Origin of the sequence: Streptomyces sp. NPDC091272 (genome assembly GCF_044757485.1) — a bacterium.
Classification (GTDB): Bacteria; Actinomycetota; Actinomycetes; order Streptomycetales; family Streptomycetaceae; genus Streptomyces.
The window spans coordinates 69355-92567 of the sequence record NZ_JBIVVC010000006.1 but is presented as its reverse complement, the minus strand read 5'-3'; the positions used below and the strand labels follow the sequence as shown (position 1 = coordinate 92567).

General features: G+C 71.8%; 19 protein-coding genes. 9 read left to right on the top strand and 10 right to left on the bottom strand.

Annotated features, from left to right (window positions below; all coding sequences use genetic code 11):
• Window positions 1-49: 49 nt before the first annotated feature.
• The gene (locus ACIQM4_RS18455) at window positions 50-1195 is read right to left on the bottom strand and encodes an alpha/beta hydrolase (protein ID WP_401592537.1); all 1146 of its coding nucleotides are present in this window, start codon (window positions 1193-1195) and stop codon (window positions 50-52) included.
• A gap of 198 nt (window positions 1196-1393) precedes the next feature.
• Window positions 1394-3934 carry a helix-turn-helix domain-containing protein gene (locus ACIQM4_RS18450; protein WP_401592535.1) on the bottom strand — a complete coding sequence of 847 codons (2541 nt, stop codon included), beginning with the start codon at window positions 3932-3934 and terminating at the stop codon, window positions 1394-1396.
• A gap of 176 nt (window positions 3935-4110) precedes the next feature.
• On the opposite strand from ACIQM4_RS18450, the gene ACIQM4_RS18445 reads away from it, so the two are divergent.
• Window positions 4111-4368, top strand: coding sequence for a hypothetical protein (locus tag ACIQM4_RS18445; protein ID WP_401592533.1), 258 nt, complete (start codon window positions 4111-4113; stop codon window positions 4366-4368).
• A gap of 137 nt (window positions 4369-4505) precedes the next feature.
• On the opposite strand, the gene ACIQM4_RS18440 is transcribed toward ACIQM4_RS18445, so the two are convergent.
• Entirely contained in the window at window positions 4506-4877 is a 372-nt protein-coding gene (locus tag ACIQM4_RS18440) for a hypothetical protein (protein ID WP_401592531.1), read from the bottom strand.
• 44 nt (window positions 4878-4921) lie between these two features.
• On the opposite strand from ACIQM4_RS18440, the gene ACIQM4_RS18435 reads away from it, so the two are divergent.
• The 7 genes from ACIQM4_RS18435 (at window position 4922) to ACIQM4_RS18405 (ending at window position 13158) form a co-directional block, all read left to right on the top strand.
• Entirely contained in the window at window positions 4922-6127 is a 1206-nt protein-coding gene (locus ACIQM4_RS18435) for a JmjC domain-containing protein (protein ID WP_401592529.1), read from the top strand.
• A 28-nt stretch (window positions 6128-6155) separates the two neighbouring features.
• The gene (locus tag ACIQM4_RS18430; RefSeq protein ID WP_401592527.1) at window positions 6156-7058 is read left to right on the top strand and encodes a sucrase ferredoxin; all 903 of its coding nucleotides are present in this window, start codon (window positions 6156-6158) and stop codon (window positions 7056-7058) included.
• Window positions 7059-7539: 481 nt separating this feature from the next.
• Window positions 7540-7953: a DUF4190 domain-containing protein gene (locus tag ACIQM4_RS18425; protein ID WP_401592525.1), complete on the top strand. Its 414-nt coding sequence runs from the start codon at window positions 7540-7542 to the stop codon at window positions 7951-7953.
• Window positions 7954-8104: 151 nt separating this feature from the next.
• Window positions 8105-8497, top strand: coding sequence for an STAS domain-containing protein (locus ACIQM4_RS18420; RefSeq protein ID WP_401592523.1), 393 nt, complete (start codon window positions 8105-8107; stop codon window positions 8495-8497).
• Window positions 8498-8653: 156 nt separating this feature from the next.
• Window positions 8654-10420, top strand: a complete 1767-nt coding sequence (locus ACIQM4_RS18415) for an alpha-glucosidase (protein WP_401592521.1) — start codon at window positions 8654-8656, stop codon at window positions 10418-10420.
• 51 nt (window positions 10421-10471) lie between these two features.
• Window positions 10472-11470: a TIGR03885 family FMN-dependent LLM class oxidoreductase gene (locus ACIQM4_RS18410; protein WP_401592519.1), complete on the top strand. Its 999-nt coding sequence runs from the start codon at window positions 10472-10474 to the stop codon at window positions 11468-11470.
• Entirely contained in the window at window positions 11467-13158 is a 1692-nt protein-coding gene (locus ACIQM4_RS18405) for an alpha-amylase family protein (RefSeq protein WP_401592517.1), read from the top strand. Before ACIQM4_RS18410 ends, ACIQM4_RS18405 begins: the two co-directional genes overlap by 4 nt.
• On the opposite strand, the gene xdhC is transcribed toward ACIQM4_RS18405, so the two are convergent.
• From xdhC to ACIQM4_RS18385, 4 genes are all read right to left on the bottom strand, one after another.
• Entirely contained in the window at window positions 13155-13970 is an 816-nt protein-coding gene (gene xdhC / locus ACIQM4_RS18400; RefSeq protein WP_401592515.1) for a xanthine dehydrogenase accessory protein XdhC, read from the bottom strand. The two genes, ACIQM4_RS18405 and xdhC, sit on opposite strands and share 4 nt — an antisense overlap.
• A gap of 1 nt (window position 13971) precedes the next feature.
• Complete coding sequence (gene xdhB / locus ACIQM4_RS18395; protein WP_401592513.1) at window positions 13972-16365, bottom strand: xanthine dehydrogenase molybdopterin binding subunit; 2394 nt, start codon at window positions 16363-16365, stop codon at window positions 13972-13974.
• Window positions 16362-17855 (bottom strand): xanthine dehydrogenase small subunit, encoded by a 1494-nt coding sequence (locus ACIQM4_RS18390; RefSeq protein ID WP_401592511.1) that lies wholly within the window; start codon window positions 17853-17855, stop codon window positions 16362-16364. The genes xdhB and ACIQM4_RS18390 overlap by 4 nt, the downstream gene beginning before the upstream one ends.
• Window positions 17856-18485: 630 nt before the next feature.
• Complete coding sequence (locus ACIQM4_RS18385) at window positions 18486-19178, bottom strand: NAD(P)H oxidoreductase (RefSeq protein WP_401592509.1); 693 nt, start codon at window positions 19176-19178, stop codon at window positions 18486-18488.
• Between the two features lie 124 nt (window positions 19179-19302).
• On the opposite strand from ACIQM4_RS18385, the gene ACIQM4_RS18380 reads away from it, so the two are divergent.
• Window positions 19303-20238, top strand: a complete 936-nt coding sequence (locus ACIQM4_RS18380; protein ID WP_401592508.1) for an AraC family transcriptional regulator — start codon at window positions 19303-19305, stop codon at window positions 20236-20238.
• Here the strand turns inward: ACIQM4_RS18380 and ACIQM4_RS18375 are convergent.
• The 3 genes from ACIQM4_RS18375 to ACIQM4_RS18365 all read right to left on the bottom strand — a co-directional run bounded on the left by ACIQM4_RS18375 (window position 20225) and on the right by ACIQM4_RS18365 (window position 23203).
• The gene (locus tag ACIQM4_RS18375) at window positions 20225-21319 is read right to left on the bottom strand and encodes an MASE1 domain-containing protein (protein WP_401592506.1); all 1095 of its coding nucleotides are present in this window, start codon (window positions 21317-21319) and stop codon (window positions 20225-20227) included. The genes ACIQM4_RS18380 and ACIQM4_RS18375 overlap by 14 nt on opposite strands.
• Window positions 21320-21590: 271 nt before the next feature.
• Entirely contained in the window at window positions 21591-22415 is an 825-nt protein-coding gene (locus ACIQM4_RS18370) for a PP2C family protein-serine/threonine phosphatase (protein ID WP_401592504.1), read from the bottom strand.
• 179 nt (window positions 22416-22594) lie between these two features.
• Window positions 22595-23203 (bottom strand): hypothetical protein, encoded by a 609-nt coding sequence (locus ACIQM4_RS18365; RefSeq protein WP_401592502.1) that lies wholly within the window; start codon window positions 23201-23203, stop codon window positions 22595-22597.
• Window positions 23204-23213: the final 10 nt, after the last annotated feature.

The window sequence follows — 23213 nt, the reverse complement described above, 5'->3', positions numbered from 1 at the left end:
TCCTCCAACGGGCCCCTCGGGCGATGGGATACGCGTCGCCCTCATATGATCACCCGTTCCGCCGAGCGAAGGCGGCTTCGAGGCGCGGCACGTAGTCGGCGAAGGCCGGGGCCCAGCAGCCGTAGTTGTGGCCGCCGTTGCAGGTGGGCGACAGCGAGGCGCCGTTGCCGTAGTCGACGAGGCGGCTGGGGATGTTCAGCTGGTCCAGGCGGGCCTTGACGTTCTTGGACGCCACCGCGGTGCGGGCGTCGAACAGGTCGTTGTTGCCCGTGTAGATCGTGACGTCGGTGGCGGACAGCTTGGCGAGGTTCGCCGGGGCGGCCGGGTCGACCGCCTTCCACACCCGGTCGGCGTCGAAGATCGGGTAGGGAGAACCGAAGATCGCGTCACTGTCCACGGCCGGGCCGTGGTCGGGACAGCCGAGTGAGCTGCTGGAGCCGCAGATGGCGCCCGCCAGGCTGAGTTCGGTGGCGAGGACGACCCCGCGCATCTCCGCGAGCCCGAGGTCGATGGCGCCCGACAGGGTCGCCACGTGCCCGAACAGGTCGGGCCGGGCCTGTGCGTAGTGCAGGGAGCCGAAGCCGCCCATGGACAGTCCGACGACGGCGCGCTGGGCCCGGTCGGTACGGGTGCGGAGGTTCGCGTCGACGAACGGGACGACCTGGGTGAGGTGGAAGGTCTCCCAGTTCGCCGCCCCCACGGCGGTGTTCTGCATCAGCCAGTCGGCGTACCAGCTCTTGAGGCCGCCGTCGGGCACCACGGTGATCATCGAGTCCGAGCGCAGCGCCGGGGCGGCGACGACGTCGTTCACGTTGCCGCCGGCCCCGTGCAGGAAGTAGGTGACCGGCCACCGCCGGGCGGTGTCGGCCTCGTATCCGGCGGGCAGCAGGATGCGGATCTTGTGCCGGCCGGACAGCTGCTCGGTGGTGACGGTCAGGGTGAAGTCGGTGGGGCTGTGCACCTCGGTGCCACCGGGCACCACGGTCAGGCCCTGCCCGTCGCGGAAGACGGGGATGCCGGCCGAGGAGGCCTGCGAGGCGGGCGTCTTGGCGGTGGTTGCCTGCGCGGCGGTTGTTGTGGCCGGGACGGCGGCGGCCGGGGCGGTGGGCTGGGCGCCGGCGTGTGCCGCGCCGGTGCCCGTCAGGAGGGCGAGCGCCAGGGCCGCGCCTGGGACGGTGAGGCGGTGGGGAGTCATCGGGGACCCTTCGTCGAGGAGGCTCGCACCGCGGTGGGCCGCCGCGAGCAGGACACCCGAATGCTGCTGTCCCGTACCGCCCGACCGACAGGCCACGCCACCGGCCATCGGTGACCGGCCGGTGTCACCTGGTGCGTCCGCCGGGCGGCGGCGGGCCGCGTCACGTGGCGCGTCCGTCGGGTGGCGCCGGGGCCGGTGTTACTTGTCGCGTTCACCTGTCGGTGCCGCCCGGGGCGGGAAGGTGGCCGGCGCGAAGTCCCGGTGGCGGTGGCGGAACGCGGTTCCGAGGTGGTGCTGCAACCGGACGTGGCGGAACTGGTACACCGCACCGGTCCTGCGCAGTACCCCTCGCCGATAGGCGTCGTCCAGGAAGGCGGCCGGATTCCAGGGGAGCCGGCCGGTCAGGGGCAGCAGGAAGCGGGCGAGCAGGAGCCACTGGCCCCAGGCGGTGAAGGTGAGCAGATAGGCCGTCGCACCGCCGAGGCCACCGATCCCGCCGATGAACAGCCCGTCCTCGAACCCCCAGACCAGGGCCCCCAGCGAGTCGTGCAGCAGCAGGACGACCAACCGCCCGCCGAAAGCGATGGCCAGGGCGAAGGTGGGCGCCAGGATCAGGAACTGCCGGATCACCGTGGTGCGGTTGGCGAGCAGCAGACCGACCGGGGTTGCCGCCGCGGTGACGTCCACGGGTGCTTCGAGCATGGCGACGAGGCCGAAGACCAGACCGGCGGCAGAGCCGAAGATCAGCGCGAAGACCACCATGTTGATGAGGGTGCCCTCGACGAGGCGCGGGTCGACGAGGGACCCACCCGCCGCCAGCGTCCGGCCGACGGTGAGCACGCAGGCGCTGCCGATGCCCATGAGGGCGCCGCCCAGGAGGCCGTGCCCGAACCGTACGGCGAAGGTGCGCAGGGGCCGGCGGGCCAGGCCGTCGTGCGTGGCCCTCAGTGTCAGCCGGGCCCGGGCGGGCTCGGGGCCCGCACCTCCCGCGGCCCGGTCCGTGAGCGCGTAGACGCAGCCGAAGGCGAGCCCCGCGGCGGGGCCCATGAGGCAGCCCTGCAGCAGGAGTTCGACGAGGTCGAGCGGCATGAGCACCAGCCCCACCAGCCAGTTGGCGAGGGTGATGCTCAGGCCGGTGGCCAGGACGACGGCCAGGGTCCGCCGGGAACGGGACACCGAGTCGCCGAGCTGCCACCACGCGAGGTCCTGCCGCTCACGGTCGAGGCGTACCAGATGGTGGGCGAGGTGCCCCAGCCAGTGCTCGGCGCGCGCGGAGTCCGCGTACGGCGTTCTCGGCCGTTGCCCGTGGGTGTCCCGTTCGGGGACGCGACGCCGGTAGACGGCGGGCACGAAGCCTGCCAGCAGGTGCTCCTCCAGGCTGCGCACCGAGGGGAAGCGGGAGGTGTCGAGGAGTTCGGCGGGATCGCGTCCGGGAGTCTCGCTGTACAGGGTGCGGGCGAGGATGACCATGAGCGGGGTGGTCAGCGCCTCCGCGAGCTCCGTACCCGCCGGGGCGCCTGGTGCGCGGAGCTTCGTGAGCACGGCGTCCCAGCTGCTGCGGGAAGCGTCCGCGTCGTCCGCGTTTACTGCGTTGTTCGTGTCGTCCGTGTCCCTTCCTGTTTCTGCGGGCCGGACGTTACGGGTGGTACGGGGGAGGTAGTCGGCGAGGTCGTCCAGGGTGAGGTCGGCGAGCTCGACGCCGCCCGCCCAGACGAGCGGTGCGTGAGCCGCCCGGACCGCTTCGGCGTACTCGTCACGCCGGCTGGTCACGACGAGCGGCGCCGAGGTCGCGTTGAGGGCGTCCAGCGCGTCGCGCCGCAGACCTTCGGCGATCTCGTCGAACCCGTCCAGCACCGGGAGGATCAGATCCGCGTCGACGAGCGCGGCGGCCAGGGTCGACCCGTGGGAGCCGCGCCGGGCCAGATGGGGGTGGTCGCGCAGCAACCGGGCGACGATCCAGTCCCGCAGCGCGGTGGCCGACGGGTCCCAGGAACCGACGCTGAAGATGACCGGTACGCGGCCGTCCGCCGGCGCCTCCAGGAGGTCCAGGGTGAGTCTGATGGTGAGGATGGACTTTCCCGACCCCGCCCGCCCGAGGATCGCCAGTCGGCCGGAGGGGATGCGGCGGTACACCTCGGCCACGCTGCGCAGGTCGCCGTCGAGATCCACCTCGGCCGGCGCTTCCCCGGGCCCGAGCCGCTGGATGTTCTCCGCCCGGTCGGTCAGGGCGGCGGGCGCAGGCCGCCAGCGGACCGGCAGGGGGAACGGGTCGTGGACCCGGCGCTGCGCCTCCTCGCGCCGCCAGCGACGCCGGACCTCGGTCGCCATCTCCCTGGCGGCAAGGGCGAGGGCTTCGGGTACGGGTACGGGCGGGCGTACGGGCGGGCGTACGGGCGCGAGCGCCGGCACGGGCGTGGCCGTGGGCGCGGGCACAGGCTCCGATCCGGGCGTGCGCCGCGTCTCGACTTCCCGCTGCGCCCCGTCGTCCTCGGCCGGAGCCCGGTTCAGGGGTCCTGACCCGGCGGCTGGGACGCCCCGCGCTCCGGCGAGGGTGGCGGCCAGGCGCCCTCGGTCCCGCTCTCCGAGAGAGAGCGCTTCCGCGAGGAGGTTCACCGTCCCCATCCGGTGGTTGGTGGACCCGCCGCCCTCCAGCCTGCGGATGGTACGCACGCTGACCCCGGACCGCTCAGCCACCTGCTCCTGGGTCAGACCGGCGCTGTCGCGCAACTCCCGTAACAACGTGCCGAGACTGTCTGCCACCGAACGTTCCCCCTACTCCCCAGTACGGACGGCGGTGAGCCTACCCGTGGCCACCGGCCACGGATGGCCGGTTCCCTGGCCTGGCCGGCGGACATGACCAAGGTCACCGTCGGGTTCGGTGCCCCGCCCGCACCGATCGCGAGCGAGGAGTCGATGTGGCCAACCGCTACTGGTGCAGCGAGTGCACCTTCAGGACGCCCTGGCTCGCCGGACCCGAGGGGCGTCGCCGCCAGATCGAGCACTACGCCCGCAAACATCCCGGGACACAGCCCGGGGGACAGGTCGAAACCCGCCGGAGGTGCGCGGGCGGGGACCGCGGGCGGCGTCACCTGTGCGCGGTGGTCGTGCTGGCTCTGCTGGTGACGGCGGTCGCGCTCGCACTGGTGATCATGGCGACCGGGCACCGCCGGTGACCGTGACGGCCGCGCGTAGCCGCTGTTCCGCAGCCGCGGCCCCCGGGTCCTTCCGGTTGCCGCCGGAGCCTGTGTGAGTGAGCTTGTTAGGGGTACTGGAGGCCGACAAGGATCTTCCCGGTGCGCCGCAGGCCCCTCTATTCGCAGGAGAGAACATGACTCACCCCGAGCAGGACCCGAACCAGCAAGAAGGACCCGCGGACGGTGGCGCGGCCGGCAAGCCGGGCGTGCACGACGGTGGCGCCGACGGCGGTGCGGAAGGGCCCGCGGACGGTGGTGCGGCCGGTACGCCCGGTGTGCACGACGGTGGCGCGGACGGCGGTGCGGAAGGGCCCGCGGACGGTGGTGCGGCCGGTACGCCCGGTGTGCACGACGGTGGCGCGGACGGCGGTGCGGAAGGACCCGCGGACGGTGGCGCGGCCGGTACGCCCGGTGTGCACGACGGTGGTGCCGATGGCGGTGCGGAAGGACCGGCGGACGGTGGTGCGGCTGGTACGCCCGGCGTGCACGACGGCGGCGCGGACGGCGGAGCCGAAGAGTCCGGCAGGGCAAATTGAGCATTGGCTCCCTCACCGTCCAGGACACCGCGGCCGAGCAGGGCCGCGGTGTCCTGGCGGAACGCCTCATCCGCAGCAGCCGTGACGAATTCGCCCGCCACGTGTGGGCGCGCACCCCTCTCCTCACCCGTGCCGCGAGCGACTTCTCCGACCTCTTCTCCACGGAGGCCGTCGACGAACTGATCGCGCGCCGTGGACTGCGTACGCCCTTCCTCCGCGTGGCGAAGAACGGAGCCACCCTCCCCGACTCGTCGTTCACCTCTTCGGGCGGAGTCGGGGCGACGGTTGCGGACCAGTTGGACGACACCGCGCTGTGGCGCAGCTTCGCCGACGGCGCCACGCTCGTCCTGCAGGCGCTCCAGCGCACCTGGGAGCCGGTCGCGGACTTCACCTCCCGGCTCGGTACGGAGCTGGGCCACCCGGTCCAGGCCAACGCCTACGTCACCCCGCCGCAGAACCGCGGTTTCGACGCGCACTACGACGTGCACGACGTCTTCGTGGTCCAGATCGCCGGCACCAAGCGCTGGGTCATCCACGAGCCCGTACACCCGGACCCGCTGCGGGACCAGCCGTGGACCGACCACAAGGCAGCGGTCGCCGAGGCCGCCAAGGGCGAACCGCACATCGACACCCTGCTCGCTCCCGGGGACGTCCTCTACCTTCCGCGCGGCTGGCTGCACGCGGCGCAGGCGCAGGGGGACGTCTCGGTGCACCTGACGCTCGGCGTGCACAACTGGACGCGGCACACGCTGGCCGAGCAGCTCGCCCAGTCCGCTCTGGCGCTGCTGCGCGACGACCCCGGAATGCGTGGTTCGCTGCCGCTGGGCGTGCAGAGCCCGCAGGACGAACTCGCCCACGTACGGGAACGCCTCGCCGCCGCACTCACCGAGGCCGACCCCGCGCCCCTCTTCCAGCGGGCCCGCCGAAGCCAGGCCCGCCCGGCCCCGATGGGACCGCTGTCCCAGCTCGCGGCCGTCACCTCCCTTGCCGGGGACACCCGGGTACGCCTCCGTGAGGCGCTGGCTGCGCGGCTGGAGGGCGGGCGGCTCACCACCCGGGTGGGCTGGCTGGACTTCGCCGAAGCGGACCTGCCTGCGGTACGACGCCTCCTGGACGGCGACGCGCACACCGCTGCCGAGCTCGGGCGCGAACTCGTCGAACGACTGCTGCGCGCGGGCGTGTTGGTGCCCGCCGGCCAATGAGGCGGCGCCCCGCGGACGAGTGGCCACGGTGACGGCGCAGCCTCGCTTCTTCTGTGCCGACGCCGCCCGCGAGCGGGGGGACGCGCTCGCGGGCACCGCGCCGTACGGCTCCGTCTGGATCCTCGTGGAGTACCGGGGCGGCTGGCCGCCCAACGGCTACGACGGGCTCGATCTCGACCCCGCGACCAAGTCCCACGTCTACGCGGCGGCCCAGCGGGTGCGCGCCCGCATCCTGCTGATCAGGCGGCACGGGCGACGCCCGGTAGAAGGCCCGAAGCGGTGGGCCGTCCTGCACGGCGAACGCGACGGTGCGCACCGCCAGCAGTGGGGCACCTGGGACGACGACCAGGACTTGGCAGCGATCGCCGACGCACTGGACGCCCCAGGTGAAACCGGCTGCCCGCCCGTCCTGCTCGTCTGCGCCCACGGCCTGCACGACACCTGCTGCGCCCTGCGGGGCAGGCCGGTCGCGCGAGCGCTCGGGGACCGCTGGCCCGAACTGGTCTGGGAGTGCACGCACATCGGCGGCGACAGGTTCGCCGCCAATGTCGTCGTCGCACCGGACGGCGTCTACTACGGCAACCTCGATGCCGACGCCTCCCTCACCACCGTCGAGCAACACCTGGCCGACCGCGTGCACGCCCGTCATCTGCGCGGTTACACCGACCTCACACCGGCCCAACAGGTCGCGGTGGTGGCGGTGCTCGAAAGCGCGGGGCCCGCCGGGCGACGCGACTACCTGGTGGAGCGGACGGTGCGCGACCAGGACCGGTGGTTCATCCGGGTGTCCGGCGGGCCGGCGGGACTCTCGACGTACGACGTCGAGGTCCGCTCCCGGCGCGAACCGGCGACGCGGCTCACCTGTCACGGACGGTTCCGCAGCTCCGCCCTCTCGTACGAGGTCGTCTCCCTGCGGGAGCGGGAGGTCTGACGTCGGAGCCGGCAGAAGCACGACGGGCCCGCCACCGAGGAGATGGCGGGCCCGTCGTGAAAGGGTTGGGGGTCAGGCCGCGAGAGCCCACTTCAGGAGGTCGCCCGGCTCGGAGGCCACTCGATCCTCGCACGTGGCGCAACCGGTGGCGCGCTCGGCGCAGGTGGGGGCGCACGGCGCTGTGTGCTGTTGCCGCCGGTCCCGGAGCATGGCGCAGCAGACCGCAATGTAGGCGGGTCCCGTCGTGATCGCGGCAACGGCGATTTCAGTGATGTCCATCGGTCTCACCTCCAGGGGCTCCATTTCGTGTTCCGTTCACGTTAGGGGAACGTCCGGCCGGCGGGGAAGAGCATTTCCGGCGCACTCGTTCCGGCCACGGTGACACGGGCGTGACCTGATGGCGCGCATTCGTCGCCGCCGTGCGGGCACAGGGGCACATACGACAACTCCGTCGGAACGGAACAGAGATGAGAGTGATGGCATGTCCTACCCCAACAGCGCCCAGTCGTCCAGCGATTACGGTCAGACCCACCCGGGCGCGGGAGTGAAGCAGGGCAACGGCATGGCGATCGCGGCGCTGGTGCTCGGCATCCTGGCAATCCTGTCCTTCTGGACCGTCATCGGTGGCATCCTGCTCGGCGTGGTGGCAGTGGTCCTCGGCATCATCGGCGCCCGCAAGGCACGTGGCGGGCAGGCACCGCACCGCACGATGGCGATCATCGGGGCGGTGCTCGGCGGGCTGGGGCTCGTCGCGTCCGTGGTGATCATCGCGGTGGGCGCGTCGATCCTCAACTCGGACGAGTTCAAGGGCTTCAACGACTGCGTCCAGCACGCCAAGACGCAGAGCGAGCGCGACGCGTGCGCCAAGGACTACAACAAGGACATGAACAACTGACCGCCGACGGGCCGGTCGAGCCCGTCGACACGCTCAAGCCCCGCCGTACGGACCGGGAGGGCGGGCCGGAGGGCGAGCCAGGAGAGCGGACGCGTAGGCCCGGCTCGCCCCGCGTTGCGTCGTCGTTGCCAGTTATAGGTATCTTGCGGCGGTGCCCGATCCGCTTCCGTCCCCCGACGACTCCACGCCCCCGCCCCCTCCCGTCACCACGGGCCACGGGGTGATGGGCCAGTACCAACTGGGGCAGGCGTGCGTGCTGGTGGCGTCCGGTGACCTGGACGCCAACACCACCCCTGCTCTGCGCCAGGCCCTCGACGACGCGGCCAGGGCCGCGTCCGTGCTCGTGCTGGACACCCGGCACGTCACCTTCGCGGACTCCTCCTTCCTGACCGTTCTGGCCCGCGCCCACCAGGCGGGCGACTTCCGGGTGGTGGGGCTGCCGCCGTCGGTGCTGACCATCCTGAAGATCACCGGTCTCGACATGGTCCTGCGCCGTTACGACACCGTGGCCGCCGCGGTCGCCGTCCCACCGCCGCGGCGCTGAGCACGCCGATGCCGAGCACGCCGATCCCGTTACAACCGTCCCGGCCGGGTAGGGAAACCCGAACCATTGCCGGACGGAAGGCAGAACCGCATGACGGGCAAGGTTTCGGCAGAGGCGTCAGAGGCGTCAGAGGCGGCCGACGGTAGCGGCAGCGGGGTGGAAAGCGACGCGTGGTGGAAATCCGCGGTCGTCTACCAGGTGTACCCCCGCAGCTTCGCCGACTCCGACGGCGACGGCATCGGCGACCTCGCAGGGATCGCCGACCGGCTGGACCACATCGCCGCTCTGGGCGTCGACGTGGTGTGGCTGTCGCCGGTGTACCCGTCGCCGCAGGCCGACAACGGCTACGACATCAGTGACTACCAGGACATCGACCCCGTCTTCGGCGATCTGGAGACGTTCGACCGGCTCCTGGCGGCCGTGCACGAACGGGGCATGCGGCTGGTGATGGACCTCGTGGTCAACCACACCTCCGACGCCCACGCCTGGTTCCAGGAGTCCCGCGACCCGGCGAGCGCGAAGCGGGACTGGTACTTCTGGCGCTCACCGCGCGACGGGCGCGAGCCGAACAACTGGGGTTCGTTCTTCTCAGGACCCGCCTGGACGTACGACGACCGCTCGAACGCCTACTACCTGCACCTCTTCTCGTCCCGGCAACCGGATCTCAACTGGGAGAATCCCCAGGTCAGGCAGGCCGTGTACGCGATGATGCGCTGGTGGCTGGAGCGTGGCGTGGACGGCTTCCGGATGGACGTCGTCAACCTGATCTCCAAGGACCCCGCCCTGCCGGACGGTGTGGTGCAGGGCGACGGGCCGTTCGGTGACGGCTCGCCCTCGTACCTGTGCGGCCCGCGCGTGCACGAGCACCTGGCGGAGATGCACCGCGAGGTCATGGCGCACCGACCCGGCCGGCTGCTGTGCGTCGGGGAGATGCCGGGGGTCACGGTCGAGCAGGCCCGCCTCTTCACCGACCCCGCGCGCCGCGAACTGGACATGGTCTTCCAGTTCGAGCACGTCGGCCTCGATCACGGCCGGGACAAGTTCGACCCGCGTCCGCTGCGCCTGACCGACCTCAAGGCGTCCCTGGCGCGCTGGCAGACGGGGCTGGCCGGGACCGGGTGGAACAGCCTGTACTGGAACAACCACGACCAGCCCCGCGCGGTCTCCCGGTTCGGCGACGACTCACCCGCCCACCGCAGGCGTTCGGCGACGATGCTGGCCACCGTCCTGCACCTGCACCAGGGCACTCCGTACATCTACCAGGGCGAGGAACTGGGCATGACCAACGCCCCGTTCGCCTCCGTCGAGGACTTCGCGGACCTGGAGTCCCGCAACCACCACACCGAGGCCGTCGCGGCCGGCGCCGACCCCGATGACGTCCTGCGCGGGCTGCGGGCCATGGGCCGGGACAACGCGCGCACCCCGATGCAGTGGGACGCCTCCCCGCACGCCGGATTCACCACCGGCACCCCGTGGCTGCCGGTGAACCCGAACCACACCGAGATCAACGCCGAGGCCGAGCGCGCCGCGCCGGACTCGGTGTACCACCACTACCGGCGCCTCATCGAGCTGCGCCACACCGAACCGGCCGTCGTCCACGGCGACTTCACGCTCCTGCTGCCCGACGACGAGAGGGTCTACGCCTTCCTGCGTACGTACGAGGAGACCGCGCTGCTCGTCCTCGGGAACTTCACCGGCGACACCGTCCGGGTACCGCTGCCGGACGGCTGGGCGGGGGCGGAGCTGCTGCTCGGGAACGTTCCGGGGCAGCCGGCGTCCCAGGACTCGCCGCCCTCCCCGGTTTCCCCGCCCTCCTCTGACCTCGCGGGCGAGGGCCCGCCGAACCGTGGGCAGGCCGGCGACCTCGTGCTGGCGCCCTGGGAGGCGCGGGTGCTGCGCGGGGCGGCGCCCGGCGCCGGGTGATCCTCTCCGGCCGGCGCCGATGATCCCCGGCATCGGGGGCACGCGCAGCCCATGACCGTCTACGGATTCCATGCCTCGCACGAACAGGCGCCCCCTGCCGCCCTGTTGGCGGCCGCCGTCCAGGCAGAACAGGTCGGCTTCACCGCTGCGATGTGCTCGGACCACTTCTCGCCCTGGAGCGCGCGCCAGGGCGAGTCGGGGTTCGCGTGGTCGTGGCTGGGGGCCGCCCTGCAAGCCACCGAGAGCATTCCCTTCGGGGTGGTGAACGCGCCCGGCCAGCGCTACCACCCCGCGATCGTGGCGCAGGCGATCGGCAGCCTGGCGTCGATGTACCCGGGCAGGTTCTGGGCCGCGCTCGGCAGCGGCGAGGCGTCCAACGAGCACATCACGGGCGCGCCCTGGCCCCGCAAGGACGTCCGTAACGCCCGGCTGCGGGAGTGCGTCGACGTGATCCGGGCGCTGCTGCGGGGCGAGGAGGTCAGCCACGACGGCCTGGTGACCGTGGACCGGGCCCGGCTGTGGACCCGCCCCGAGCAGGTGCCGCCGCTGGTCGGAGCCGCGTGCAGCGAGGCGACCGCCCGCTGGTGCGCACAGTGGGCGGACGGGCTCATCACGGTGAACGCGCCCGTCGAACAGCTGCGCCGGATCGTCGACGCGTACCGGTCGGCCGGCGGGGCGGGCCCGCTGCACCTCCAGGTCCATGTGAGCTGGGCACCCGACGAGGAGAGCGCCCTCGCGCTGGCCCACGACCAGTGGCGTACCAACGTGCATGGCCCGCCCGCCAGTTGGGACCTGGACTCCGCAGAGGTCTTCGACCTGGTCAGCGAGCACGTCACGCCCGAGCAGGTGGCCCGCTCGGTCAACGTGTCGGCCGACCTCGGGCGGCACACCGCCTGGCTCCAGGAGTACGCCGACCTCGGCTTCGACGCGGTCATGGTGCACCACGTCGGCCAGGAACAGGGCGCCTTCCTCGACGCGTTCGGCGCCAAGGTGCTGCCCCAGCTCGACGTCACCCGCGCACCCTCCTACTCGGCAGGCGGTTCCCGATGAGGCTCACCCGAACGTCCGACCTGTGGTGGAAGAACGCCGTCGTGTACTGCCTGGACGTGGAGACGTACCAGGACGGCGACGGCGACGGCACCGGCGACTTCGCCGGCCTCACCCAGCGCATCGACCACCTGGTGCGCCTGGGCGTCACCTGTGTGTGGCTGATGCCCTTCTACCCGACCCGTGAGCGCGACGACGGCTACGACATCACCGACTTCTACGGGGTCGACCCCCGCCTGGGCACCCTGGGCGACTTCACCGAGTTCGTCCGTACGGCCCGCGACCGGGGCATCCGGGTCATCGCCGACCTGGTGGTCAACCACACCTCCCGGGAGCACCCCTGGTTCCAGGACGCCCGCTCCTCGAAGGACTCGGCCCACCGCGACTGGTACGTGTGGCGCGACGAGCCGCCCGAGGACGGCCCGAAGGACGTGGTCTTCCCCGACGCCGAGGACAGCGTGTGGGAGTACGACGACGCCACCGGCCAGTACTACCTGCACCGCTTCTACAAGCAGCAGCCCGACCTGAACATCGCCAACCCCCGCGTCCGCGACGAGATAGCCCGGATCATGGGCTTCTGGACCCAGCTGGGCCTGTCCGGCTTCCGGGTGGACGCGGTGCCCTTCCTCCTGGAGACCGACGGCCAGCAGGACGCCGGTCAGCTCCCGGACCCGCACGAGTACCTGGCCGACCTGCGCGCCTTCCTGGGCCGGCGCAGCGGCGACGCGGTCCTGCTCGGCGAGGTCAACCTGCCCTACGACGACACCGCGCTCTTCTTCGGCGAACCCAGCTCCGGCCGGGGCGACGAGCTGACCATGTGCTTCGACTTCATCGGCATGCAGCAGATGTACCTGTCGCTGGCCCGCGGCGATGCCGCCCCGCTGGCCCGGTCCCTGCGCGAGCGCCCGGCGGCGCCGCGGGACGCGCACTGGGCCACCTTCGTGCGCAACCACGACGAGCTGACCCTGGACAAGCTGTCCGACGCCGAACGGGCCGAGGTCTTCGCGGCGTTCGGCCCGGAGAAGGACATGCAGCTCTACGACCGCGGACTGCGCCGGCGGCTGCCGCCGATGGTCGACGGCGACCGGCGCCGCCTCGAACTCGCCTACAGCCTGCTGTTCACACTGCCCGGCACCCCCGTCCTGTTCTACGGCGAGGAGATCGGCATGGGCGAGAACCTGGCCGCCGATGGCCGCCAGGCGGTGCGTACGCCCATGCAGTGGACCGCGGACGAGCACGGCGGCTTCTCCACGGCCGACCCCGCCCACTTCCCCAACCCGGTCGCCGACGGTGCCTTCGGACCGGCGGACATCAACGTGCACGACCAGTCCCGCGACCCCGGCTCCTTCCTCGCCCACATGCGGCGCCTCATCGAGCGCTACCGGGAGTCGCCGGAACTGGCCTGGGGCGATTTCGAGCTGCTGGACAGCGGGGACACGGCTGTCCTGGCCCACGTCAGCTCGCTGCCGGAGGGCACGGTGATCGCGGTGCACAACTTCTCCGCCGAGGCCGCCACGGCCACCCTGTCCGTGCCCGACGCGGGCGCGAAGGCCGAACTCACCGACATCCTCACCGGCGCCACGCACAGCACCGGGGACGGCGGACGGCTGCGGCTCGACCTGGAACCGTACGGGTACCGCTGGCTGCGCCTGGCGACCCCGCGCGACGACCCGGACCGGACGACGGCCTAGGGCTGTTCGCCGTTCTCCTGGAAGGCCAGGAGCAGACCCGCCGCCACGCTCACCGCGATGGTGGCGGGTTCCTTGCCGGTGATGTCCGCCAGCCCGATCGGCGTCCTGATCCGGTCGATCGTGGCGTCGGCGTGGCCGCCCTCCTCGGCGAGGCGCTTGCGGAACCTCGACCACTTGGCGGAGGACCCGATCAGCCCGATCGGGCCGAGCCCCGGAGTACGCAGAGCGGCGTCGCACAGGGCGGCGTCCTCGGCGTGGTCGTGGGTCATGATCAGGACGTGGGTGCCGGGCGCCAGCTCCGCGAGCACCTCCTCGGGGAGGAGGGGCACATGGTGCGCGTGCACCTGCGCCACCGCGTCCGAGAGGACGGCGAGCCGCTCCTCGGACACCATCTCAGGACGGGTGTCGACCAGATGCAGATCCAGGTCGTGGCGGGCCAGGATGCGGGCCAGCTCCATGCCGACGTGCCCGACGCCGAAGACGGCCACCGCCGGGACCACGGGCAGCGGTTCCAGCAGCACGGTGACGGCTCCGCCGCAGCACTGCACGCCGTGCGGCCCCGACGCCTTGTCGTTGAGGGCGAACTCCATCAGTTCCGGCTCCGCACGCGAGACGTCGATCAGCTCGCGCGCCCGGTCGATCGCGACGGCCTCGATGTTGCCGCCGCCGATGGAACCCCACGCCTGTGTCCGCCCCACGACGAGTTTGGCGCCGGCCTTGCGGGGGGCGTGGCCGCGTACGGTCGCGACGGTCACGAGCACGCCGGTCTCCCGGCGTTCCCGCAACCGCGCGACCGCGGCCACCCAGGTCATGTCAGGCATTGCTGAGCGCGCTGGTGCTGGTGTTGCCCCGGGTCGCGGACGCGGCTTCCTCGTGGCCCTCGCGGGTCGACTCGATGGCCCAGTACACCGCCTCCGGAGTGGCCGGGGAGGCGAGCTCCACGCTCGCGCCGGCGGGACCGAACGCGGCGGCGGCCTGCCGCAGCGCCTCGCGTACCGAGAACGCCAGCATGAGGGGCGGCTCGCCGACGGCCTTGGAGCCGTACACCGCGCCTTCCTCGGTGGCGTTCTCCATCAGCGTGACGTGGAACTCCTCGGGCATCTCCGAGAAGCTCGGCAGCTTGTACGTGCTCGCCGCCTGCGTCTGGAGCCGGCCGCGGTGCGGGCCGTCACTGGTGTCCCAGCGCAGGTCCTCCAGCGTCAGCCAGCCCGCGCCCTGCACGAACCCGCCCTCGACCTGACCGATGTCGATCATCGGGGAGAGGCTGTCGCCGACGTCGTGCACGATGTCCACGCGCCGGATCCGGTACGCGCCGGTGAAGCCGTCCACCTCGACCTCGGTCGCGGCGGCGCCGTTGGAGAAGTACTTGAACGGCGTGCCGCGGAAGGCCTTCGCGTCCCAGTGGAGCCCCTCGGTCCGGTAGAAGCCGGCCGCCGAGAGCTGCACCCGCTGGAAGTACGCGGTGCGCACCAGGTCGTCCCAGGCCAGCTCCTTGTCGCTGCCCAGGACCCGGGCGACGCCCTCGACGATGCGTACGTCCGAGGCGTTGGCGCCGAGCTGGCTGCCGGCCACCTGGTGCAGCCGCTCGCGCAGCTGCTCGCAGGCGTTCTTGATCGCCCCGCCGTTGAGGTCCGCGCCCGCGCTGGCGGCGGTGGCGGAGGTGTTGGGCACCTTGTCCGTACGCGTCGGGGCGAGCCGCACCTTGTGCAGCGGGATGCCCAGCGTCGTCGCTGCCACCTGCATCATCTTGGTGTGCAGGCCCTGGCCCATCTCGGTGCCGCCGTGGTTGATCAGGACGGAGCCGTCCTTGTAGATCAGCACCAGCGCGCCGCCCTGGTTGAAGGCGGTGAGGTTGAACGAGATGCCGAACTTGATGCCGGTCAGCGCCAGCGCCCGCTTGGTGTGCGGGTGCGCGGCGTTGAACGCGGCGATCTCGCGCTTGCGGTCGGCGATGTCGCCGTTCTCCTTCACCTGCTCCCAGACGGCGGAGATCCGGTCGGCCTGGGTGACCAGCTGTCCGTACGGGGTGGTCTGGCCCTGGCCGGGCTGGTAGAAGTTGCGCTCCCGCAGCTCCATCGGGTCCAGGCCGAGCAGCGGCGCGACGCGACCGAGGATGTCCTCGATCACGAGCATGCCCTGGGGGCCGCCGAAGCCGCGGAAGGCCGTGTTGGAGACCGTGTTGGTCTTCGCGATGCGGCCGGCGACCCGGGCGTTGGGGATCCAGTACGTGTTGTCGATGTGGCACAGCGCGCGGGCCAGCACCGGCTCGGAGAGGTCCAGGCTCCAGCCGCCGTCGGCGGTCAGCGTGGCGTCGAGGGCCTGGATGCGGCCCTCGGCGTCGAAGCCGATCTTCCACGAGGAGTGGAAGCCGTGCCGCTTGCCGGACATGGTGAGGTCCTGGGTGCGGTTGAGCCGGAACCGCACCGGGCGGCCCGTGAGCTTCGCGCCGAGCGCGGCGATGGCCGCGAACCCGTGCGGCTGCATCTCCTTGCCGCCGAAGCCGCCGCCCATGCGCAGGCACTGCACGGTGATCTCGTGCGCCGGGACGCCGAGGACGTGCGAGACGATCTCCTGCGTCTCGGAGGGGTGCTGGGTGCTGGACTGGATGAACAGCTGGCCGCCCTCGTCGATCAGGGCGAGCGCCGCGTGCGTCTCCAGGTAGAAGTGCTCCTGCCCGGCGAAGGTGAACTCGCCGGTGAACACGTGCGCCGAGTCGGCGAAACCGGCGTCGATGTCACCGGTCTCCATGTGCGGGCGGGCGCCGTGGAAGCTCTCCGCCTCGATCGCCTCCTGCACGGTGACGATCGCGGGCTTCTCGTCGAGTTCGACCTCGACGGCCGCCGCACCGATGCGGGCGGCCTCCAGGGTCTCGCCGAGCACCCAGGCGACGGCGTGGCCGTGGAACATGACCTCGTCGGGGAAGAGCGGCTCGTCGTGCTTCATGCCGGCGTCGTTCTCGCCGGGCACGTCGGCGCCGGTCAGCACGCGGACCACGCCGGGCACGGCGAGCGCGGGCTCGGTGCGCAGCGCGGTGATGCGGCCGTGCGCCTTCATCACCTGGACCGGGTAGGCGTGCAGGACGTCCTTGGTCCGGTGGATGAGGTCGTCGGTGTAGAGCGCGGTGCCGGTGACGTGCTGGTAGGCGCTCTCGTGCGGCATGGAGACGCCGACGGTCGGCTTTTCGGGGCGTTCGGACAGATGGCTCATGACGAAACCGCCTCGGTGGTCTGGGCGTAGAGCTTCCGCAGGCTCGTGCCGAGCATCGCGGAACGGTAGAGGGAGCTGGCACGGTGGTCGCTCATCGGCGTGCCCTCGCCGCGCAGTACGCGGGCGGCGGCCTCGACGGACTCGCGGGTCCAGGGCTTGCCCTCCAGCGCCGCCTCGGTGGCGAGGGAGCGGATCGGCGTGGCGGCGACGCCGCCCAGACCGATGCGGGCCTTGCGGACGATGCCGCCCTCGATGTCGAGCGCGAAGGCCACGGCGACGCTGGAGATGTCGTCGAAGCGCCGCTTGGCGATCTTGTGGAAGGCGGTGACCCGGGACAGCGGCGTCGGGATGCGCACCGCGCGGATCAGCTCGTCCGGGCGGCGCACGCTCTGCCGGTAGCCGGTGAAGTAGTCGGCCAGCGGCACCACGCGCTCGCCGTCGGCGTCCGCGAGTACGAGCGAGGCCTCCAGCGCGAGCAGTACCGGCGGGCTGTCGCCGATGGGCGAGCCGGTACCGAGGTTGCCGCCGAGGGTGGCGCCGTTGCGGATCAGCCGGGAGGCGAACTGCGGGAACAGCTCCGCCAGCAGCGGTACGGTCCCGTCGAGACGGCGCTCGATCTCGGTGAGCGTGACCGCCGCGCCGATCTCCAGGTAGTCGGACTCGACGCGCAGCTCCCGCAGTTCGGGCAGCCGGTCGATGGCGACGACGCAAGTGTCCCGGCGGGAGCGGATGTTGACCTCGACGCCGTAGTCCGTACTGCCGGCGACGAGGACCGCCTCCGGGCGCTCGCGCAGCAGCCGGACGGTCTCGTCGAGGGTGGCGGGCCGCAGGAAGGTGCTGTCGCCCTGGGTGTACGCGGTGGCGGCCGGGGCCGGCGGGGACTGCTCGCGGCGCTGGGCCAGCGGGTCGTCCTCGGCAGGCTCGCCGACGGCGTACGCGGCGTCGCGGATGGGGCGGTAGCCCGTGCAGCGGCAGAGGTTTCCGCTCAGCGAGTGCAGGTCGAAGCCGTTCGGCCCGTGCTCGGGGTCGGAGCCGTCGTCCGTCGTCCCGGCGGCGTCGCTGGTGTCGGCCGACGCGTCGTGCGCGCAGCGGTCGGGCCGGTAGTACTCCGAGGCCATGCTGCAGATGAAGCCGGGGGTGCAGTAACCGCACTGGGAACCGCCGCGGACCGCCATCTCCTCCTGCACCGGGTGCAGCGTGGCGGGCGTGCCTGCCTCGCCGGGGGTGGCGAGGCCCTCGGAGGTGATGACCTCCTGGCCGTCGAGCGCAGCGGCCGGGATCAGGCAGGCGTTGACCGCCACCCAGTCGGTGGGCCGGTCGACACCGGGACGGGCCACCAGCACCGAACAGGCACCGCACTCACCCTCGGCACAGCCCTCCTTGGTGCCGGTGAGGCCACGCTCGCGGAGGAAGTCGAGCACGGTGGTGTGGGGTGCGTCCGGAGCAAGAGGGGTTTCGTTCCCGTTGACCGTGATTCGCGCGCTTACCATGGCAGAACCTCTTTTTGGTGCGCAGTCGACCTAATCGCCAAAGTGGCCATTTCAGGAGCTTTCTTTGTTCGGTGGCGCAGCCTTCGGTGGCGCGTCCCGAGTAAACGGGTGCGCAGACCGGCACGCGAGGAGGCGCGCGCCGTGCCGCAGGCAGGGGAGAGAGTCAAGAGATGCCGGGGAGCCGCGAATCGGCGGGCCGGCGGAGGGGCCGCGTCAGCAGCCGTGTGCCACCCGCCCCGGCACCCAGGCGGCGCGCCGGACGAGGCGCTGCAGGTCGGAGATGATCGACATCCGACTTCGCCTCCTTCCGGCTCGACGGCTCACGGGTTGATCTGTTCGAAATTAGGTCGCCGCAGGCCGACGGGTCAAGGAACCTGAGGCAACGCGCAAGCACTTAGGCAGAAGCTACGAGCAAGAAAACGAATGCTCCAAAGCGGGCGCCACGGGCCACGACGGCAACGCACACCGGACGAAGGGGGGCTTTTCGTCCGGTGTGCGCGGGTGGGCCGGTGCGGGCGACGGGGATGGGGTCCGTCGTCGGCCGGTGCGGGCCAGGAGGGGTGCCGTCGGTGTGCGGCGGAGTGTGTGCGCGGCGCCGACAGGTTGGCCGCCTCGGCGTGTCCTCGGCGGTCAGGCGCTGACCGCGGACTCGTCGGCGGCGAACTTCTCCACGAACTCCCGTGCGCGCTCGTCGAGTTCGGCGTACTGCTTCTCCCGTGCCGTTCCCGCGACCGCGTCGCCGACTCGCAGGTTGCCCTCGGCGTCGACGCGTTGCGGGCGCTCCTCCGCGTCGGTGAGCAGAGCAACGGTGGAGCGGGAGAAGCCGCAGTAGTAGGCGATGCCCTCGCTCAGGTTCGTCTCCAGGATGCTCTGTATGCCGGCCACCACGGGGTCGTCGCTCGTGGCGCCCGCGAGGCCCAGCCACAGGATGCGCTTGCCGGCGAGGCGGGGCTTGCTGCGGCCGTAGGCGAAACCGTAGGTCCAGACGCGGTCGATCCAGCCCTTGAGTATGGCAGGCACGGACTGCCAGTACACCGGGAAGACGGCGACGATCGCGTCGGCGTCGAGGACGCGCCGCATGTGGGCGTGCACCTCGGCCGAGTACGGCTTCTCCCGGTTGCTCCAGTCCGGCTGGTCCGCCTCGTTCATCCGGGGGTCGAACCCCTCGGCGTGCAGGTCGAGCAGGTCGACGCGGTACCCGGCGGCTTCGAGCCTGGCGACCGCGCGGCGGGCCGTGTGCGCGGTCAGGGAATCGGTGCGGTGGTGTGCGACGACGACGAGGGCGTTCCTGGCGTGGCTGTCGTGGCTGTCGTGCTGTGTCACGGTGACTCCGATGGGTGTCGGCCGGGTCTCGGCAGGTCCTGGGCGGTGCGATGTCTCCAGTACAGTCGCGGCGGCGTAGATGATCCATAGGAGAAACGCTCCAGAACATAGGAGATCGTCTACGATGCGTTCCGTGGATCCTCTGAGTTCATTGCTGAGTGGCATACGGGCCGAGGGCTCGGTCGTCACTCACGCCGTACTGTCGGCCCCCTGGGCCATCCGCTTCGCCGACGCCGCACCGCTCACCATGATCAGCGTGCTGCGCGGCGGGGGCACCCTGCTGCTGCCCGACGGCACTCGGCGCGCGGTCGAAGCGGGTGACACCGCCGTCGTGCGCGGCCCCGCGCCGTTCCATCTCGCGGACCACCCCGCCGCGGTCCTCGGCGCGCACACCACGTACGAGATCGCCTGCTTCACCGATCCCGAGTGCGGCGGCCAGGAGCTCAGCGGTATCCGGTGGGGCGCCGAGTCCAGGGAAGCGACCGCGCTGATCGTGGGTGCCTACCGCGCCGCGGGCCACCGCCACGAGCGGCTGCTGCGCGCCCTGCCGCCCGTCCTCGTGGTCACCGAGGACGCGGAGGTCTGCGCGTGGCTGGAGCAGGCCGCGGCCGACGCCGCCCAACTCACGGCCGGTTCCCAGGCGTTGATGGACCGGCTCCTCGACTGGGCCCTGGTCTGCACGTTGCGTAACTGGTTCGACCAGGCCGGCGCCGACGCGCCGAGCTGGTACCGGGGTCTCGCCGACCCGGTTCTCGCCCCCGCCCTGCAAGCCTTCCACGACCGGCCCGCCGGCGCCTGGACGGTGGCTTCGCTGGCCGCGCGAGCTGGTGTCTCCCGCGCCCTGTTCGCCAAACGCTTCACCCAGCTGATGGGCCGCCCGCCCCTCGCCTACCTCACCGAGTGCCGCATGGACGAGGCGGAGACGCTGCTGGCCGACACGGACCTCAGCATCGCGCAGATCGGCAGGTCCGTCGGCTACGCCGACGCCTTCGGCTTCAGCGCCGCGTTCAAACGTCACCGGGGCCTGAGCCCCAGCACGTTCCGCGCTACGGCGGCGTAAGTTTCGGGTCGCCGTCCGTCGGCGGTTCGCCGCGGATGGCGCCGCGGGGGGAGGCGGAGGGGGAGGGGGCCTGTCCGGCAGGGAGATCGGGGGGCGATTCACCCGCGGCGAGGTGCTCCAGGACCTCGGCGAGTTCCCGGCAGGCGCTCTGCACCGATCGCCGGGTCGCGCGCTGATCCGCGACCATCGCCGACAACAGCAGCGCTGTCAGTGCCGCCGCCCCGTTGAAGGCCTGCAGTTTGACCATGATCTCGTTGGGGGACAGGCCGACGAAGGCGCCGTGCTGCGTATTCGCCTCGAAGGTGGTGAGCACGGATGCGAACAGCGCGCACACCATGCTCCCGGCCAGCTGGAAACGCAACGCGGCCCAGATGAGCAGCGGAAAGACCAGAAAGAGCAGGCTCATCTCACCCAGTACCGCCAGCGGCACGATGATCACGGCCGCGATGCCCAGGCACACCATCTCCTTCCAGCGCTTCAGCTTCAGCGGTCCCGCCGCTCCCATCAGCACCAGCAGGAGCGGAGTGACGAGCAGGACCCCCATCGCGTCGCCCACCCACCAGGCAAGCCATACGGACCAGAAGTCCGCCGTCCGGAGCGAGCCCGTCACCACCTGCACCCCGACCCCGGTCGTCGCGCTGAGCAGCATGGCACCGAGCCCGCCCAGGAACACCAGGGCCAGACCGTCCCGCACACGCGAGACTCCGGGCCGGAAACCGACTGCGCGCAGCATCAGACAGGCGCAGATCGGGGCCAGGGTGTTGCCCGCCATGGTGACCAGGGTGGCGGGCTGGGGCGTGGTGAGGGAGGCGATGACGAGGAAGGAGCCCACGGCGATCCCCGGCCAGACCGACAGGCCGTAGACGAGCAGAGCGGCGACCGCGACGCCGGTGGGCGGCCAGATGGGGGTGACGGTCGCACTTTCGACGGTGAGCCCGCCGAGCAGACCCAGACGCCCGGACACGTAGTACAGCAGAGCTACGGCCAGCGTCTTGAGGACTGTCTCCGATGACCGAGGAAATCGTCGGGTCACCGGTACGGAGGGCAGGCGAAATCGTCGGGTCACCAACACAGCAGCCATTCGACACCGGGCGGAGCGTTTCGGCCATGCGAGCGTCGGCGCCCGTCCGCGAGGTACGCACGGTGATCGAAGGGTACGTACACCCTCCTGCGAGCCCCGCACGCTGTCCCTGCGAGCCCCGCACGCTGTCCCCGAGGCCCCGCACGCTGTCCCTGCGAGCCCCCCACGCCGTCCCTGCGAGCCCCGCACGCTGTCCCTGAGGCCCCGCACGCGTCCCCGGGAGCCTCACACGCCGTCCCCGCGAACCCCGCACGCCGTCCCCGGGACTCCGCTACATCGCGCCGCCGTCGTGGCCGATGACGAGAACGGCGGCATCGTCCTCGTGTCCCACCGTGTCCGCCAGCCTCATCACGCCGTCAACGAGGGCCTTGATGCCCAGTCCGGCAGCGGCGGTGATCTCGGCGAGCCTCGTCACCCGGTGCAGCCCCTCGTCGAGGCTCAGCGAAGGACCCTCCACCACCCCGTCGGTCAGCAGCACCACCACGCCACCCGTGGTGAGCCGGTGGCAGACCACCGGGTACTCGGCGCCTTCGAGTACGCCGAGCGGGGGACCGCACTCTCCCTCGTCGACACCGGACCGGCCGTCCGCCGTGGCCCAGATGTGCGGGATGTGGCCGGCCCGTGCGCATTCCAGGACGCCGGTGGCCGGATCGAGCCGGAGGAAGATGCAGGTGGCGAAGAGGTCCGCGCCCAAGGACACCAGGAGGTCGTTGGTACGGGTGAGCAGTTCGCCCGGATCGTTCGTCACATGGGCCAGCGCGCGCAGGCCCACCCGGACCTGCCCCATGAAGGCGGCGGCCTCGATGTTGTGCCCCTGGACGTCTCCGATGGACAGACCGATGCGCCCGTCGGGCATGGTGAAGGCGTCGTACCAGTCCCCGCCGACGTTCAGCCCGTGATGGGCGGGCATGTAACCCGCGGCGAGCCGGATGCCGGGCGGGTCCGGAAGTGTCTGCGGCAGCATGCCGCGCTGGAGTGCCACCGCGAGTTCGACCCGGGAACGCTGCATCTTCGCGAGTTCCCTGGCCTGGGTGGTCAGCTCCCCGAGCCTGCCGAGCAGGTCGCCCGCGTCGTCGGTGTCCTGCCTGCAAAACATTGACCGTCCCGGTTCCGCGAGAGCACCTCACGTCAGTTCAGTGGCTTTCCGGCCGACGGTGGGGCCTCGCGGCCGGTGCGCCGTCGGCGTGACCTCGCGACCAACTCTGCCCGGGTACGGCCCCGGCCGCACCCCGTCACGGTCCTCGCAGCCAGTCGGCGGGCCGGGGGTCGGCTGTCCTACTCGGGCAGGGCGCGGGCGCGGGCATGGACGCATGCGGTGCCGGGCGCGGTGGTGGGGATACGCATGCGGCGCAGCAGGTCACGTGTGGTGCGCAGGGTCAGCGTGCTGCGCCAGGTGATGCCCGGGTGACGGGAGTGCAGGTGTGACAGGGCGCGGGTGGGCAGTCCGCTGGAGAGGAAGCGCTCGTCGATGTCGACACCGGTGATCACGCCCTCCTCGCAGGTGGTGCAGAGCCGGTAGTGGACCTGTCCGACGACCTTGCGGATGTGGACCAGGAGGAGGCACTCGCTGTTGCCGGGGCCGGGGCCGGGGCCGGGGCCGGGGCCGGGACCGGGACCGGGGCCGGGACTGCGGCCGGGGCCGTCGCTGGCCCCGGTGCTGGTACCGGTGCCTGGACCGGGTTTCTCATCGGTGCCGGTGCCGGTGCCGGGTTCGTCGGGGATCCGGGTGGAGAGGAACTCGATGTCGCGGTAGGCGAGGATCCTTCGGCGCAGCCGCCCGCCGAGCCCCTTGCGGCGTCCGTGCCGCGCCTCGTGCGGTGGAGCCTCGCGGCCGGGGCCGGAACGGAAGAGTGCGCTCGTGGGACGTGCGTGTTCTCCGGACATGGACCTCGTG